13 protein-coding genes are annotated in these 15835 nt (G+C 67.6%); 12 read left to right on the forward strand and 1 reads right to left on the reverse strand.

All coding sequences use genetic code 11. The annotated features are described in order from the left end of the window. The 9 genes from VN461_10185 to VN461_10225 all read left to right on the forward strand — a co-directional run. Positions 1-448 (forward strand): SUMF1/EgtB/PvdO family nonheme iron enzyme (locus VN461_10185; protein HXB55141.1); only part of this gene is annotated, 448 nt, incomplete at its 5' end. Positions 449-459: 11 nt separating this feature from the next. Then, the gene (senB, locus tag VN461_10190; GenBank protein ID HXB55142.1) at positions 460-1419 is read left to right on the forward strand and encodes a selenoneine biosynthesis selenosugar synthase SenB; all 960 of its coding nucleotides are present in this window, start codon (positions 460-462) and stop codon (positions 1417-1419) included. A gap of 34 nt (positions 1420-1453) precedes the next feature. Further along, the gene (egtD, locus tag VN461_10195) at positions 1454-2413 is read left to right on the forward strand and encodes an L-histidine N(alpha)-methyltransferase (GenBank protein HXB55143.1); all 960 of its coding nucleotides are present in this window, start codon (positions 1454-1456) and stop codon (positions 2411-2413) included. A 444-nt stretch (positions 2414-2857) separates the two neighbouring features. Continuing rightward, positions 2858-3268 carry a MerR family transcriptional regulator gene (locus tag VN461_10200; GenBank protein ID HXB55144.1) on the forward strand — a complete coding sequence of 137 codons (411 nt, stop codon included), beginning with the start codon at positions 2858-2860 and terminating at the stop codon, positions 3266-3268. Continuing rightward, positions 3255-5627 carry a VIT domain-containing protein gene (locus VN461_10205; protein HXB55145.1) on the forward strand — a complete coding sequence of 791 codons (2373 nt, stop codon included), beginning with the start codon at positions 3255-3257 and terminating at the stop codon, positions 5625-5627. Before VN461_10200 ends, VN461_10205 begins: the two co-directional genes overlap by 14 nt. A 288-nt stretch (positions 5628-5915) precedes the next feature. Continuing rightward, the gene (sat, locus tag VN461_10210) at positions 5916-8405 is read left to right on the forward strand and encodes a sulfate adenylyltransferase (GenBank protein HXB55146.1); all 2490 of its coding nucleotides are present in this window, start codon (positions 5916-5918) and stop codon (positions 8403-8405) included. After that, complete coding sequence (locus VN461_10215; protein ID HXB55147.1) at positions 8402-9007, forward strand: bifunctional precorrin-2 dehydrogenase/sirohydrochlorin ferrochelatase; 606 nt, start codon at positions 8402-8404, stop codon at positions 9005-9007. The genes sat and VN461_10215 overlap by 4 nt, the downstream gene beginning before the upstream one ends. Beyond that, positions 9004-9786: a uroporphyrinogen-III C-methyltransferase gene (cobA, locus tag VN461_10220; GenBank protein HXB55148.1), complete on the forward strand. Its 783-nt coding sequence runs from the start codon at positions 9004-9006 to the stop codon at positions 9784-9786. Before VN461_10215 ends, cobA begins: the two co-directional genes overlap by 4 nt. Position 9787: 1 nt before the next feature. Next, positions 9788-11635: a nitrite/sulfite reductase gene (locus VN461_10225; protein HXB55149.1), complete on the forward strand. Its 1848-nt coding sequence runs from the start codon at positions 9788-9790 to the stop codon at positions 11633-11635. A gap of 509 nt (positions 11636-12144) precedes the next feature. Here VN461_10225 and VN461_10230 read toward each other — a convergent pair. Then, on the reverse strand, positions 12145-12915 hold the full coding sequence (locus VN461_10230; GenBank protein HXB55150.1) for an SDR family oxidoreductase: 771 nt from the start codon (positions 12913-12915) through the stop codon (positions 12145-12147). A 772-nt stretch (positions 12916-13687) separates the two neighbouring features. On the opposite strand from VN461_10230, the gene VN461_10235 reads away from it, so the two are divergent. From VN461_10235 to VN461_10245, 3 genes are all read left to right on the forward strand, one after another. Continuing rightward, positions 13688-14383: a hypothetical protein gene (locus tag VN461_10235; GenBank protein ID HXB55151.1), complete on the forward strand. Its 696-nt coding sequence runs from the start codon at positions 13688-13690 to the stop codon at positions 14381-14383. 7 nt (positions 14384-14390) lie between these two features. Beyond that, on the forward strand, positions 14391-14705 hold the full coding sequence (locus tag VN461_10240) for a hypothetical protein (protein HXB55152.1): 315 nt from the start codon (positions 14391-14393) through the stop codon (positions 14703-14705). Between the two features lie 214 nt (positions 14706-14919). Continuing rightward, entirely contained in the window at positions 14920-15072 is a 153-nt protein-coding gene (locus VN461_10245) for a hypothetical protein (GenBank protein ID HXB55153.1), read from the forward strand. Positions 15073-15835 lie beyond the last annotated feature (763 nt).

Below are 15835 nucleotides of genomic sequence, written 5' to 3' on the forward strand. Positions count from 1 at the left end.
CGAAGCCATGGCCTACTGCCGCTGGGCGCGGCGCCGCTTGCCGACGGAGGCGGAGTGGGAGGCGGCGGCGGCTCTCGATCCCGCCACGGGCACTAAGCGCCGCTTCCCCTGGGGCGACACACCGCCGGCCCCGGAGCAGGCCCAGCTCGACGCGCGGATCTTGGGCTGCGCGGATGTGGCCGCCTGCTCCGAAGGAGACGCCCCGACCGGTTGCCGGCAGATGATCGGCAACGTGTGGGAGTGGACGGACACCGCCTTTGGTCCCTACCCCGGCTTCGTGCCCGATGCCTACCGGGAGTACTCGGAACCCTGGTTCCACACCCACAAGGTTCTACGGGGCGGGTGCTGGGCGACCCGCGGTCGGCTTCTGCGAAACTCCTGGCGCAACTTCTACCCACCCGACCGGCGTGACGTCTGGGCCGGCTTCAGGACCTGCGCCCTCGAGTGAGGATCGCCGTCGTGTCGCCGGCCCGAGAGGGCTTGGATACGGGGAATCGGGTGACGGCTCAGCGCTGGGCGCGCCTGCTGCGCGACCTCGGGCATCGGGTCACGGTCCGGCCGGAATACGACGGACATCCCTCGGACATGCTCGTGGCCCTGCACGCGCGCAAGAGCTTTGCGAGCCTCGAGCGCTTCCGACGAGAGCGGCCCGGCAAGCCGGTGGTGGTGGCCCTGACGGGCACCGATCTCTACGGGGATATCCGCACGTCGCCCGAGGCGCAGCGGTCGCTGGAGCTCGCCGATCGGCTGCTCCTGCTCCAGCCGACCGGCCTCGAGGAGCTGGCTCTCCCGGAGCGGGCCAAGGCGTGGACCATCTACCAATCCGCCACGCGGCCGCGGGGACGCTTTCCCCCCCGAAGAGACGTTTTCGAGGTGCTCGTCCTCGGTCACCTGCGGCCGGTCAAGGACCCGCTTCGGGCGGCGGCGGCGGCGCGCCTGCGCCCGGCCTCCTCCCGCCTCCGCGTCCTCCAAGTCGGGGCCGCCCTTACCCCGGAAGTTGCGGGGGCCGCGCGCCACGAGGAAGAAACCAACCCGCGTTACCAGTGGCTCGGCCCACTCCCCCGCTGGCGAGCCCTTCGCCTCCTCGCTAGAGTGCGCGCCCTTGTGCTCACAAGCCAGGCGGAAGGAGGCGCCAACGTCATATCCGAGGCCGTCGCCTGCGCGGTCCCGGTCCTTAGCTCGCGCATCCCAGGCTCCACGGGAATCCTCGGATCCGACTATCCCGGCTATTTCGAAGTGGGCGATGCGGAGGGTTTGGCCACCCTTTTGGCCCGCGCCGAGGACAAGCCTTCTTTCCTCGCCGACCTTCGCCGGCGCGTGCGGTCTCTTTCTTCCCTGGTCTCGCCCGCACGGGAGCGCGACAGCTGGAGACGCCTCCTCCGCGACCTCTCGCGACTCGATACTCCAGGTATGTGCTAGGCTCCCGCGGGTGTCGACGAGAAGACCAAGCATCGTGCGCGCGCGGCCACGAGCCGACCCGGCATCCCAGATGGCCGAGGAGATCCGGGCCGGGCTCTTGGAGCCCCTCCCCTCGCTCCCCTGCAAGTACTTTTATGACGACCGGGGAAGCGAGCTGTTCGACGACATCACGCGGGTGCCCGAGTACTACCAGACCCGGACCGAGGAGCGGATCCTGGAGAGGATCGCCGCCGACGTCATCCGCCGCACGCAGCCCCGGGAATTGGTAGAGCTGGGCGCGGGCCTGGGACGGAAGATCCGCCTGCTCGTCGACGCGGCACCGGGGGTGGCCGACGGCGGCCGCCTGGTCCTGTTCGACGTGAACGAGACTTGCCTCGAACAGGCGGGCGCTCGGCTCCTCGGTGAGTACCCAGCTCTCGCGGTTACGGGGATAGTGGGCGATTTCGGCTCCGCGGACCTGGACCTTCTCGGCCCTGGAAAGAGTCGCCTCGCCGTGTTCTTCGCGGGGACCATCGGCAACCTCCACCCCTCCGAGGTCCCGCCATTCTTGGGGCGTCTAGCCCGGTGTCTCGGGCCAGGGGATGCGTTCCTCGTGGGCGTCGACCTGGTGAAGGACGAGGCGCGCCTGAACGCCGCGTATAACGACGCCGCCGGCGTCACCGCCGAGTTCAACCGGAACATCTTGCGCGTGGTCAATCAGAAGCTCGACGGCGATTTCGATCCCGCGGCCTTCGACCACGTGGCGTTCTACGACCCGGAACGGGCTTTGGTCGAGATGCGGCTGAGGGCCCGCCGGGCCCTCGACGTTCGCATCAAGAAAGCCGGCCTGCAGCTCCACTATGAGCCGGGCGACGAGATCCGCACCGAGATCAGCTGCAAGTACACACGCCCGTCTTTCGAGGCCATGCTCCCGGGAACGGGCCTCACGCCCGAGCAGTGGTACACCGACGAGGGGCAATTGTTCGCCCTCGTCTTGCTTCGATCCGCAAGGTAGGGCTCAGCGATCTCATTCGGCTCACCGAAATGGAGCCTCCCGCCTGAACTTCAACGTGACGAGCTCTCCAGCTCGATCTCGGTAGGTCGCAGTAGCCTCACTCGAAATGCTCCATCACCCATCGGAGTCGGCGTCCTCGACGTGCCGTTCACGCTTCCCGCGGCGTCCCCCAAACGTCGGCGGGGGTCTCGACGCTCCACGTGCTTAACGTCCGGCCCTCCTGGCCGTAGCGCCCGTCATGTGGGCGAGTCAGAGTGCCACGGGACCACGAGCCGACGCCGGTGCTTCCCATCTAAGCCTAGCCACGCCAAGTACTTCAGAAGGTGCGGCGTTCCGGGGGACTCGCGAGCTGGGTCAGAACTGGTTCGGGCATCCTTTCTCGAGGGACCGGCCCCATAAAATGACACTTGACAATGTGACAGTGACTGTCTATATTCGGACGAGATGGACGAGCGCTTCGGGATCGAGAACCTGGCCGAGCTCGGAGGAGTGACGCGCCGCACCATCCGCTACTACGTGCAGGAGCGGCTGCTTCCGCCGCCGCTTGGCGTGGGCCGCGGACGACACTACGGCCCGGTGCACTTGGAGCGCCTCCTCTTCGTCAAGTCCCTTCAAGAGGAGGGACTGCCTCTTGCGGAAATCCGGCGGCGGGTCCTGGAGCCGAACTCAGCGGAAGAGGCCTCGGACCTGTCCCGGATCTCTCGAGCGTCGTGGACGCGGCTCACGCTCCTCCCCGGCGTGGAGCTGCACGTCGCGGGCGACGTCCGGCTGCCGCCGCCTTCGAAGCTCGGGGAGCTGTCTGAGTGGTGCCGGCGGCACTTCCGCCGGAAGGAGGACGTTGATGGCAACGACTGAGGCGCGTCCGGCGCCGCCCCGGGCCGGCCTTCTCGCGGCCGGCCAGCCCGTTCCGCTGCTTGGTGTCAACGTGGAGGCGGAGGTCAGGGACTTCGCGTCGCGGGTAGTCATGACCCAGCGTTACCGCAATGCCCAGAGCCAGCCCATCGAAGCGGTCTACGTGTTCCCAGTAGAGGAGGGCGCCGCCGTCTCCGGCTTCGAGGCCATCATCGACGGCGTCCACGTGGTTGGCCAGGTCCGAGAGCGGGAGAAGGCGTTCGAGGAGTATGACGAAGCGTTGACCGCCGGCCATGGGGCCTATCTGCTTGACCAAGAGCGGGCGGACGTCTTCACCGCAAGCATCGGTAACCTGCCCCCGGGCAAGGAGGTGCTCGTCCGCATCACCTATGTGGCGGAACTCTCCCTGGAAGGCGACGATCTCCGTTTCGCCCTTCCGACGACGGTATCTCCGCGCTACGCGCCCGCGGAGGACTCCAAGGGCGTAGGACAGCCCCCGTCAGAAGCCCTCAACCCGCCCCGGGACTGGCAGGTCCCCTACGGCCTCGACGTTACGGTGAGGATCGAGATGCCATCGCCCATCCGCGCCGTCGAGTCACCCTCACACCCCGTCCGCGTTGAGCTGGACGGGTCGAAGGCGATGGTCAAGCTGGGCGGGCGCGAGACGGCTCTGGACCGCGACTTCGTGCTCAAGGTCAAGCTGGCCGAGGCGCATGTCCCCCGCGCCTGGCTCGAGACGGACCCTCGCGGCCGGCGGGCGGCGCTTGTCGTCTTCCAGCCGCGCTTCAACGCCGAGGAGTCGCCCTGCGAGCTCATCCTGCTCGTGGACCGGTCCGGCTCGATGCAGGGAACCTCGATCGCGGAGGCACGCAATGCCCTCCAGCTCTGCCTGCGCAGCCTGACCGAGGGGACACGGTTCAATATCGTGGGATTCGGCAGCACTTTTGAGATGCTCTTCCCCGAGAGCCGGGCTTATGACGAACGGAGCCTAAAGGAGGCGAGCAAGCACGTCGACAACATGGAGGCCAGCATGGGCGGGACCGAGATCCTGGCCTCCTTAGAAGCGATCTTGCAAAAGCCCCCTCTGCCAGGCGTTCCCCGGCAGGTGTTCGTGCTCACGGACGGCCAGGTCACCAACACCGGCGCCGTCATCAAACTCGTGCGCAAGCACTCGGACACCACGCGGGTGTTTGCGTTCGGCATCGGCGCTGGCGCCTCCCATCACCTCGTCCGCGGCCTCGTGCACGCGGGTAGCGGCGCCGCCGAGTTCATAGCGCCCGGCGAGCGGATCGAGGGCAAGGTGCTGCGACAGCTCAGCAAGGCGCTGGCCCCCGCCTTGACCGAGGTGAAGCTCGACTGGGGCGGCCTGCGGGTAAAGCAGGCGCCCTTCCATGTCCCTCCTGTCTTCGCGGGCGGCCGCGTGCTCGTTTACGGACTGGTCGAGGACGGTACACCCCGCGAGGTCACGCTGTCTGCGCGTGGACCGAGCGGCCCCGTCTCGTTTAGGGTCCCTCTGACCGGGCCGGGCAGCGCCGGCACGCTGATCGCCACCCTGGCCGCGCGCACGATGATTCGGGACCTCGAGGAGGGATCGAGTCCGCTCCACGACCGCCATGGCTCGCTCCAAGAGCGGGGCCAAACGAACGGCGTCAAGACCGAGATGGTCCGGCTGGGAACGGAGTACGAACTGTGCTCCGCCCACACCTCCTTCGTAGCCATCGAGAAACGTGATACGCCGGTGGCGGGCGAGGCGCAGCTCCGGCGGATACCGATCGCGCTCACCTCGGGCTGGGGAGGTGTCGACCGGGCGTCGATCATGCGAGGGTCGGCCATGATAGGGTCGGCCTCGATCACGGGTGCCGAGGAGGGTGCGACGGTGTACTTTGGGTCGGCGCCACGAATGAACGCTCGCGCGCGTCCTGGTACGGTCCTCTTGAGCCGGGCGCCGGCGCCCACGCGCAAGAGCGGCTTCCTGTCGAAGCTGTTCGCGCTCTGGCGCGAGGGCAGAGGGGTCTCGGGAGACGAAGCGGCCACGCTTCGTCCCACATCCTCGCGCGCGCTCGATCGGCTCGTGACCTTACAGCGCGCGGACGGAGCCTGGGACCTCACCGACGAGCTTGCTAAGGTGCTTGGCGTGCCGCTGCACGAGCTCGAGAAGAAGCTGCGTGGCCAGAGGGACCCTGACCACCGCCGCGCCCTCGGAACCGCGCTGGCCCTGCTCTGGCTGGAGAGCAACGCGGATGACGCGGAAACCGAATGGGCCCTGCTCGCAAAGAAGGCGCGGAAATGGCTGGAGAGGTGCCCCGTCCATCCCGCCAACGGCAACAGTTGGCTGGAAGCGGCCGCAGTCCAGAGTCCTTGAGCCTTCGCGCCGAAGGCGCTCGCGAAGAGTTAGGCAGTCGGTTGAAACCGGTTCTCTCCGCTACCTCCTTGACATTTGGCTGGTCTTGGACTATCTCTTGAGGTGGTGAAGAGCATGCGCGGCGCGTGTTGTTGTCGGGCCCGGGTCGCCCCCGGCCACGGTCGCCCTGCGCTCATCACATTGACACCCTAAAAAGCCCGACAGCGCGAACGACCAGACGGCCCGGTGGCGAAAAGCCCCGGGCCGTTTTGTTTTTGCCTCGACCGTGAGGCCGGAAAGAGGCGTGAATTGGGAACCGAGACGGTTGGGTCCGTGGCCGTGAACGGCGCGTCGCTGGAGACCCACGCCCAGGCACTAGAAGGGCGTCCACCGGCCGAGATTCTCGCCTGGGCGGTCGAAAACCTCGCCCCCGTCACCTTTACCACCGGCTTCGGTCCCGAAGGCTGCGTTCTCATCCATCTGATTGGAGGAAACCGACTTCCGGTCAATCTTCTAACCCTCGACACCGGCCTCCTTTTTCCCGAGACCCAAGCGCTCTGGCGACAGCTCGAGGACCGATACGGCGTCACCATCCGCGCTGTGAAACCAGCCCAGACCGTCGAGGAGCAGGCCCGGCAGTTCGGCGACCGCCTCTGGGAGCGCGACCCTGACCGCTGCTGCGAGCTGCGCAAGGTCGCACCCCTGCGAGCGGCCCTGGCCGGCTCCCGGGCCTGGGTGAGCGCGATCCGCAGGGACCAGACGCCAGGACGATCCTCCGCTCGCGTCCTGGAGTGGGACGAGCGGTTCGGCTTGGCCAAGGTCAACCCGCTCGCAGCCTGGAGCGCCGCCGACGTCCGGGCGTACATCCGGGAGCACAACGTTCCCGTGAACCCGCTCCACGAGCGGGGCTACCCGAGCATCGGTTGCGTGCCCTGCACCACCCCGGCCCTTGCCGGGGAGGATCCGCGGGCCGGCCGCTGGCGGGGTCGCGGGAAGACGGAATGCGGGCTTCACGTCGCCCCCCGGAAACTCGTCGTTAACCCGAAACCCGAACGGGAGAGTGCAAAGATGTCCCCACTCGTTGCGCCGCACGGCGGCGCCCTCGTCGACCGGTTCGTCCCCCCTTCTGAAGAATGGGCCCTAGGGGAGCGGGCCCAGGCCCTTCCGGCCCTAACCCTCGACGCGCGGGAACTGGCCGACCTCGAGCTGATCGCCACCGGGGCGGCCAGCCCCCTCGAGGGCTTCCTGGGATCGGCCGACTACACGAGCGTGCTCGAGCGGATGCGGCTCGCCGACGGCACGGTGTGGCCGCTGCCTCTGACCCTGGCCGTGGACGACAAGGTGGCCTCCCGCCTGCGGCCGGGGATCGAGGCCGCACTCCGCGACGGCAGGGGCCGGCTCTGGGGCCTCCTCGAGGTCAGCGAGGTCTTCGAGCGGGATCCCCACCACGAGGCACGGATGGTCTACGGGACCGAAGACCCCGCCCATCCCGGCGTGGCCTATCTCCTCGCGCGCCCACGCTCCTTGGCCGCGGGTCGTCTCCACGCGCTGCCGCTGCCCCCCGACCTCCCTTTCGCCGCCCACCGGCTCACGCCCCGGCAGCTCCGGGAAGAGATCCTGGCGCGGGGCTGGCGCCGCGTGGCGGGGTTCCAGACCCGCAACCCCATCCACCGCGCCCACGAGCACCTGACTAAGCTCGCCCTGGAGTTCACGGACGGCCTCGTCATTCACCCTCTGGTCGGCGAGACCAAGAACGACGACGTGCCCGCGGCCGTCCGCTTCCGCGCCTACGAGGTCTTGGTTGAGAAGTACTACCCCAAGAAGCGGACGCTCCTCGCCGTCTTCCCCGCCGCCATGCGCTACGCAGGCCCCCGGGAGGCGCTCTTCCACGCCCTGGTGCGGAAGAACTACGGCATCACGGACCTGATCGTGGGCCGCGACCATGCCGGGGTGGGCAAGTTCTACGGTCCCTTCGAGTCGCAGGAAATCTTCGACCGCTTCGATGCCGTGGAGCTGGGCGTCCGCCCCTTGAAGCTGGAGCCCACGTTTTTCTGCCAGGCGTGCGACACCGTCGCCTCGCTTCGGACCTGCCCCCACGAGGCCTCCTCGCGCCTTGAGCTGTCGGGGACGAAAGTGCGAGAGCTGCTTCGAAGCGGGCGTCCCCTGCCCCCCGAGTTCACCCGTCCCGAGGTGGCGGAGATCCTCCGCGCGCACTACGCGGACAAGGGAAATGGCCTCGGCCGCGGATTCATCCTCTGGTTTACGGGCCTGTCCGGATCCGGCAAGAGCACACTCGCCTCCGCTCTCCGGAATCGGCTGCGCTCGCGCCGGCCGGTGGAGATCCTGGACGGGGATGAGGTCCGGACCTACCTATCCAAAGGCCTGGGTTTTTCGAGGGAGGATCGCGACACCAACATCCGCCGCATCGGTTACGTAGCCCGCATCCTCGGCCGCAACGGGGTGGTGGCAATCACCGCCGCGATCTCGCCCTATCGCGAGACACGGGAGGAGGTGCGCCGGCTCGCCGCCGCGGAGGACGTGCCCTTCGTCGAGGTCTTCGCCCACGCTGAGCTCGCGGCCCTCATTCAGCGGGACGTGAAGGGGCTCTACGAGAAGGCCCTGGCCGGAGAGATCTCCCATTTCACGGGAATCTCCGATCCCTACGAGCCGCCCGTCGACCCCGACCTGGTCGTCCGCAGCGACAACGAGTCGGTGGAGGAGAGTGTCGAGCGGATCCTGGCCGCCCTCCACGGGCGCGGCCTCCTGGAAGCGGCGGTGCCGCAGGCGGTGGCGTCGTGAGCGACCCTGTCTTTCCGGTCTTCCTGCGCCTCGCGGGCCGAAAGGTACTGGTGGTCGGGGGCGGGACGGTGGCGGCCTCCAAGCTCCGCGGGCTGCAGAAGGCCAGCGCCCGGGTCACGGTCGTGGCCCCGGAGATCCGTCCCGAGATCGAAGAAGCCGGGGTCCGCCTGCTGCGTCGGCGCTTCCGGCCGAAGGACCTGACGGGCGCCTGGCTCGTGGTCGCCGCCGCCACCCCCGAGGTGAACCGGCGCGTCGCCGACGCGGCGGATGCGCGACAGGTCTTCGTCAATGCCGTGGACGACCCGGGGAGCGCCAGCGCCTACCTGGGAGGGGTCTTCCACCGAGCGGGGGTCACCGTCTCCATCTCCACCGGGGGCGAGGCCCCCGCTTTGGCGGGCCTGCTGCGCCAGGGGTTGGAAGAACTCGTCCCCGAGGAGGTCGGTGATTGGCTTGAGCAGGCGCGGACCCTCCGGCGTGAGTGGCGGGCGAAGCACACTCCCATGGCGGGCCGGCGCCCCCTCCTGCTCGAGGCGCTCAACCGGCTCTATGGCGAAGGGGGCAACGCTCGCGTCGCCGGCGCCCAGCCGGGGCTGAGGCCGTGAGCGGCTTCGTCTCCCTGGTCGGAGCGGGCCCGGGTGATCCCGAACTGTTGACGCGCCGGGCCGCTCTCCGCCTGGCCCAGGCGGAGCTCATCCTCTACGACGCCCTCGTGACCCCCGAGATCCTGGCCCTCGCTCCCCACGCCCAGCGTTTCTTCGTGGGAAAGCGAGCCCACCGTCCGGCCGTCCACCAGGACACGATCCATCGCTTGATGATCCGGGCCGCGCGCCGGGGGCGACGGGTGGTACGCCTCAAGGGCGGGGACCCGTTTCTGCTGGGTCGAGGGGGCGAGGAGGCCCTGGCCCTGGCCGACGCCGGCATCCCTTACGAGGTCGTGCCCGGCCTCAGCTCCGCCCTGGCGGCCCCCGCTCTGGCCGGGATCCCCGTCACGCACCGGGGACTCTCCTCCGCGCTCGCGGTGGTGTCCGGGCACGAAGAGGCCGCCTGGCGGCCAATCCTCGAAAGCTTGCCGCCCGGATCCCTCACCGTGGTCATCCTCATGGGCATGGCCAACCGGGCCGCGCTCTCGGCGTTCCTGCTGGGCCGCGGCTGGGCTCCCCGCACGCCGGCCGCGATCGTTCTCGCCGCCGCGACGCCTCAGGCCTTCACCTGGATCGGCGCCCTGGAGTCGCTGGGAAGCGTCTCCTTGCCCGTCGATCGACGGCACGCCCCCGGGGTCCTCGTGGTCGGTGAAACCGTGTCTGTAGCCTCGGCCTTGGCTGCGTCTCCGGACGTGGCGAGGCCCGCAGCGGCCGCCGGCGGTCGACGGCAGGGAGGGTGAGATGGCAGCCATAGACGATCCCCGGACCTTGGGACGCGCTTCACTGTCCTTTGCCAGCAGCGCCGACATCGAAGAGTTCGTGGCTACCCTCGAGCGGTTCGAGGCGGGGGAAATGACCCCGGACCAATGGAGGGCCTTCCGCCTGGTGCGCGGAACCTACGGCCAGCGGCAGACCGCGGACGCCCAGATGCTGCGGGTGAAGATCCCCCAAGGAATTCTGAGCGCGGAGCAGCTTTACGCCCTGGCCGACGTGGCCGATTCCTACTCCCGCGGCTACGGCCACATCACCACTCGCCAGAACCTCCAGTTTCATTTCATGAAGCTGCACGACGTCGAGTCCGCCATGCGACGGCTGGCGGCGGCAGGGTTGACGACCCGCGAGGCCTGCGGGAACTCCGTCCGCAACATCACCGCTTGTCCTTACGCGGGTGTCGCCCCCTATGAAGCGTTCGACGTCACTCCCTATGCGGAGGCGATGACTCGTCATCTGCTCCGGCATCCCCTGAGCTCATCGCTCCCCCGCAAGTTCAAGATCGCCTGGGAAGGCTGCGCCCAAGACCACGCCCTGACCCCCATCCACGACATCGGCTGGCGGGCACGCATCGAGATAAGGGACGGCCTGCCGCGCCGCGGATTCCGGGTCACGGCGGGGGGAGGAACCGCCATCCTCTGCACCTCGGGCTCGGTGCTCTTCGATTTCCTGCCCGCGGGCGAAGTCCTGAACGTGGCCGAGGCCCTGCTTCGCGTCTTTCATCGCCTGGGCGACTTCAAGCACAAGCAGCGGAACCGCATGAAGTTCCTGATTCGGGAGCTGGGCTGGGATCGCTGGCGGCAGGAGTTCGACGAGACCCTGGCCGGATTTCGTCGGGAGGGAGGCGCGCGGCTTCCCTTCGATCCAGACGCGCCGCCCGTCGAGGAGGCGCCCTCCGGAGAGCGAGCGGGCGTCCCGTCATTGGACAGCACCGCCGACCGGGTGGCGGCCTCCGTGATCAAGGGGCCCGGCATCACGCCGAGCCTGCGGCCGTTCCTCCCGGTCATGAATGGCGACTTCACCCATTGGGCCCGCACGAACACGCGGCCGCAGAAACAGCCCGGCTACGTCCTCGTGACCGCCACCGTTCCCCTGGGCGACATCACCGGGCAGCAGATGCGAGTGCTGGGCGACCTCGCCCTGGCCTACGGCGACGGGACGCTGCGGGTCACGAGTGAGCAGGACCTGCTCCTGCGCTGGGTGCGGGCGAAGGAGGTGTCGTCCCTCTATCGCCAACTGGCGGTGGCGGGTCTCGGCCTCCCCGACGCCAACACCATTGCCGACGTGACGAGCTGCCCGGGAGCCGAGTCCTGCCGGCTGGCCGTGACGCAGTCGCGCGGGCTGGGCCGCCTTCTTGGCGACCACTTGCGGGCGCGCCCCGAGCTGGTGGCGCTCGCCGGTGACCTGCCGATCAAGATCAGCGGGTGCCCGAACGGCTGCGGCCGCCACCACGTGGCCGGCATCGGCTTCCAAGGGAGCGTCCGCAAGGTCGGAGACCGGGTCGTGCCGCAGTACTTCGTCATGGTGGGCGGAGGGGTAGACGATGGCGGGGCCCGCTTCGGCCGCTTGGCCGCCAAGATTCCGGTTCGGCGGGCCCCGGAGGCGGTGGAACGGCTTCTCGCCCTATTCCAGGCCGAGCGCGCGAAAGGGGAGACGGCGGACGCGTACTTCCAGCGCGTCGACCTCGAGCGGGCAAGAGCCGTCCTGGCCGACCTAGTGGCGTTGAGCCCCGGGGAGGTCCGCGCCGCCGACTACGTGGACCTGGGTGAGGACTCGGAGTTCAAGATGGAGGTCATGGAGGGTGAATGCAGCGCCTGACGCAGGCTCTCGGGCCCAAGCGATCGTGCGGCGGGCATCCATTGTCGAGAGCTCGGGCGTAGATACCGCCAAGGTCAAGCCATCAGGGTGAGGGCCAGAAGCTCTCTAGAGACACAGACCGAACCGGGTTTGGAGCACCGCAGCTCCGACCTCACGAGGACCGCTGGGACGCCACGGTGCGGGCACGGGAGCTTCTCCGGCCAGGGCCGCGTGTACGCCAGCTGCCGAGCCAGGCGTTGCAGGAGAGCGCTCCGCTCCCGCTGGTCCTCCAGAAGCTCCCCCCACCCACCGGACGAGCCTCCCGTGGTCGGCGGCCGCCATTCGGTCTAGGATCTGCCGCGCCTCTTCGTCCGAGAGCACGACTTAGATACAGCAAAAGTTAAGACGCTGCCTGCAACCCGCCACAAACCATTGATACAACTGATTATCATTGGTACCCCGGACCTGCCCTAGAGGTTCTTCTGAGCGGCTTTGAGGCTTTACAAAGGGATTCGCCCATAGCCTGAGCCTCATCCCGTAACGAGACCGGGATGGACTCCCAAGCCAAGCGAGGCATCGAGCACAGCGCCGTGAAGGATGCGGCCTTGCGGACTGCAGAGGAAGCAAGCTAACTCGGCGATCTCGGCGGGCTGAGCGAGCCGGTGCTTCGGTAGCCGCTCGAGAAAGGCTCGCCGCGTGTCGGGCGCCATCGCGGAGAGCGTGCTGGCCTCGAGCATCGGTGTTTCCGTCGCACCCGGGCAGATCGCGAAGACGTCTACCGGCGAATGGGCGAGTTCGGCGGCCATCTGACGGGCGAGGAACGCCACCGCCGCCTTGCCCATGCCATCGGCGAGGCGAAAGCCCGCGAACTGCGTGATCCCGCCGAGCACCGAGCTGATGAACACGAGCTTGCCGAAGCCGCGGTCGAGCATAGAGGGGAGGACCGCCTGTGCGAGCCACAGCACGCCGGTCGCGTTGACTCGGATCAGGGCCTCGTCCTCATCGGCCCGGGCTTCGGCAGCGTACGCGGTAACGGTGGCGCTGCCGAGGCCGGCGTTGAAGATCGCGATGTCGGGATGGCGCGGTAGCTCCGCGAGCAACGCCTGGTGGCTGTTGCGTTCGCCCTGATCGAAGTGAAAGGCTTGCACGCGCCGATCAGACAGCGAAGCGATCAGATCTCGTGCCCGTGCTTCTCCGGTTCGATAGGTGAACGAGACCTCGAAGTCCTCTCGCACGAACCGCTCTACGAGGGCACGGCCAATTCCGCTGGAGCCGCCGGTGATCAATACGCTGTGTGCCACGTCGCGAGTATACGTCTACGGTGATTCAGGATCCTGGCTGACACTTCGTCCTGTGGCCGCTCGGCCGAGCGGTCTTCCTTGGACCTCTCCTGACCACCTTTCGTGTGATGCTTCGGAGTTGGGGAGGGACCCGCCCGGCCGGCCAGATCATCACAAGCTTACAACCTCCGCTGGCGAGTGACCTGAGGGCCTTTAATGGCGCCTCTTCGCCATCCGTCCTGAAGAGCTACGACGGTCAGTACTTGTACGCTACTTCAGTGAGGTCGCCTGGGCCGGATACCATGATGCAACGTAGCCCCTTGCTGGTGTGTCCGCGGTCACAGTGTGCCCCGTCACAGGCCGACCGATCCGGCTTTGACAAGCTCCCTTCTCCTGCCTAGGTTCGAATGGAGCATCGCGTCGCGCGGCGGCCGTCGAGGCCGCCCCGGCCCCGACCAGATCATTCGCCGGGGCGCGACCCGAGAGCTGAGGCAGCCCGTGTTTCACGGCGGGCTTTGACCAAGTCCAGGAAAAGGCAGTCCGGGGTTCAACTGCCTGTGCGACAGCTCTCTTGATGGGAGTACACATGAGATTCCTGAAAATGATGGGACCTACACTCGTCGTCGGCCTTGTACTCAGCGCAGCCGGAGCCTGGGCCACCCAGGCACCTTCTCCAACGACAGCAGGCGGGGTCGCAACTGCTGGCGCGGTCCCTGCGGATGACCAAGCCATCGCCGAGCTCAAGGAACACCACCGTCACCACCATCACGGTGGGGTCACGAAGTTCATCGCCATGAGCCTCGATACCCTGGGCGTGGACGATGCCAAGCGTCCCCAGATTGAGAAACTCCAGAGTGACCTCCACGCCCAGATGGTGCCTGCGCGGGAGGCGGAAAAGAACCTCCTGCTGACGCTGTCTGACGGCGTCGCCGCCGGCACCGTGGATACGGCCAAGGTGGATGCGGCCATCGCGAAGCTGACCACGGCCGCGGACGCCGTACACGAGGCCAGTCTCGACACCCTAAACAAGCTTCACGCGATCTTGTCCCCGACCGAGCGCGCGGCCCTCGTCGAGAAGGTCGAGGCCCACTGGGAGGTCTGGCGTCAGGTCAATCACGAGGCGGAGCCGGGCGGGCGGGAAAAGGGCGGCCGGCTCGCGCAGCTCGCGGAAGAGGTGGGCCTCACGCCCGACCAGGTCAAGAAGATCTCGGCCGCCCTCCGCACCACGATGGCCGGACTCCACGGCAAGTTCGATCCCAAGAATGGGGAAGGGCACGTGCACGCGTTCGCCACCGCGTTCGCCGGGGACTCGTTCGATGCGAAGACGGTGACGTCGAACGCGAATGGCCACCTCGCGAGCCACGGCGCGACGCGAATGGCGCTCTTCTATGAGAGCGTGACTCCCCTGCTGACGCCGGAGCAGCGCACGAAGCTCGCCGGGCACCTGAAGGAGCACGCGAGTTACCAATTAGCCCCCTCCGGAAAGTGAGGATCCGATGAAGCGAAGCTTTGCGCCGATCTTGACGGGCGTCGTGGTCGCGTCTTGCATGTGGGCCGCGCCGGCCAGAGCGGGCATTGACATTCAGATCTTCCCGCCCGCCGCGTTCATCGCCACGGCCGCTCCCGTATACTTCCAGGGCCACGCCGCGTACTGGTACGGGGGCCATTGGCACTATCGGGAGGGACGGGAGTGGCGGACCTACAGTGAGGAGCCCCGCTATCTTCACGAGTACCGGGCCCACCATGAGCCGGAGCGCCACTATTACGGACGTGAGTCTGAGCACCACTACCACGAACGAGAGCGCCGGTAGGAAACCACCAACCTACGGTCGTGAAGAAGTAGCGGTTCTTACCGGCTGAGTGGCGCGAGGCACGCAGTTGTTCGTGGTTGGCGCCGTGCACTCAAATGGTGGAGTCTCACATCGTGGATTCGAGGAATGCGGGGCGGACCCGTTGGTCCGCCCTTTCGCGCCCACTGCCTCCGGGGGCAGTTCTGGGGCAAGCTGGCAGACCGGGAGGCGACCTATGAAAGCTGCGGGAAGACTAGGGATGATCGTGCTCGGGATCTACTTGATTGCCGTCGGGTTGATGCCCTACCTGTCCTCTCTCCACTCGCTTTCGCCGCTCCTCTCCCTGGCGGCCATTGGCGCCGGGATTCTCATACTTCTCGGACGCTGAGACGCCGGTCCTCGCCTGACCGGTTCGGGGGGTAGTCTCGCCCTCGTGACCCGCCCTCAATCCCTTCCACCCGGCGGTGCGGAGCTGCGTGCTGCCAACCGCTCGAGCAGGCCATTAGGCAGCACTCGCATAGGTAGCCACGACGAGCGGTAAGTTGAAGGACGCGTGTAAGACAATCGCGGGCAGGCGATCACGCGCGATCCGCGCAACCAGTGTGGCACCTCCGAGAAGTGCAACAGCCACCACTGCCGGACCGTGGGCGACAACCTCGGAGAAATCCTGATTGCCTCGAGGTCGCGCCAATACGAAACTGTGATCGCGAGTGCCAAACACGGGCGACCCTTGTCACCGGCCAAGTGTGAGGCATGCATAATGCAGCCTTTCTGCAACCGCCAAGACGTTCATGGCCTCAGCTTGAGAGGTCTTACGCGACCGTCCCAGCCCCGGCGCCGCAGCGAACAGCCGAGGAGCTCGTTAAGAGCTTTGTCGTACTCGAAGACGTTGCTGTACTCGTGTTCTTCCATCACGTCCAAGCGGCAGTTGTGACCGCGCCCTGGAGGCGGAGGCGCCTCGCCGGCTTCGGTAGGTGACGTCCAGTCGCCCCTTCGTATCGCTCGCCAGTCAAATACGAATCGACGTCTTGGAAGTACAGCCCCGGCTCATCCGCGTCCAGATTACGACCGATGAACACCAGGGGCACAAGCTCAGGGATAACGGCGTCTTCGTCAAGGACGCTCACACGGAAGTAGACCCGGCCAACAAC

The sequence above is a fragment of the Vicinamibacteria bacterium genome (genome assembly GCA_035570235.1).
In the GTDB taxonomy this organism is placed as follows: domain Bacteria; phylum Acidobacteriota; class Vicinamibacteria; order Fen-336; family Fen-336; genus DATMML01.

Bases quoted from the DNA above. Each gene is read 5' to 3' on its own strand.
- VN461_10205 (HXB55145.1), top strand. From the start codon at position 3,255: ATGGCAACGACTGAGGCGCGTCCGGCGCCGCCCCGGGCCGGCCTTCTC.
- VN461_10200 (HXB55144.1), top strand. From the start codon at position 2,858: ATGGACGAGCGCTTCGGGATCGAGAACCTGGCCGAGCTCGGAGGAGTG.
- VN461_10235 (HXB55151.1), top strand. From the start codon at position 13,688: ATGAGCCTCGATACCCTGGGCGTGGACGATGCCAAGCGTCCCCAGATT.
- VN461_10225 (HXB55149.1), top strand. From the start codon at position 9,788: ATGGCAGCCATAGACGATCCCCGGACCTTGGGACGCGCTTCACTGTCC.
- VN461_10240 (HXB55152.1), top strand. From the start codon at position 14,391: ATGAAGCGAAGCTTTGCGCCGATCTTGACGGGCGTCGTGGTCGCGTCT.
- VN461_10245 (HXB55153.1), top strand. From the start codon at position 14,920: ATGAAAGCTGCGGGAAGACTAGGGATGATCGTGCTCGGGATCTACTTG.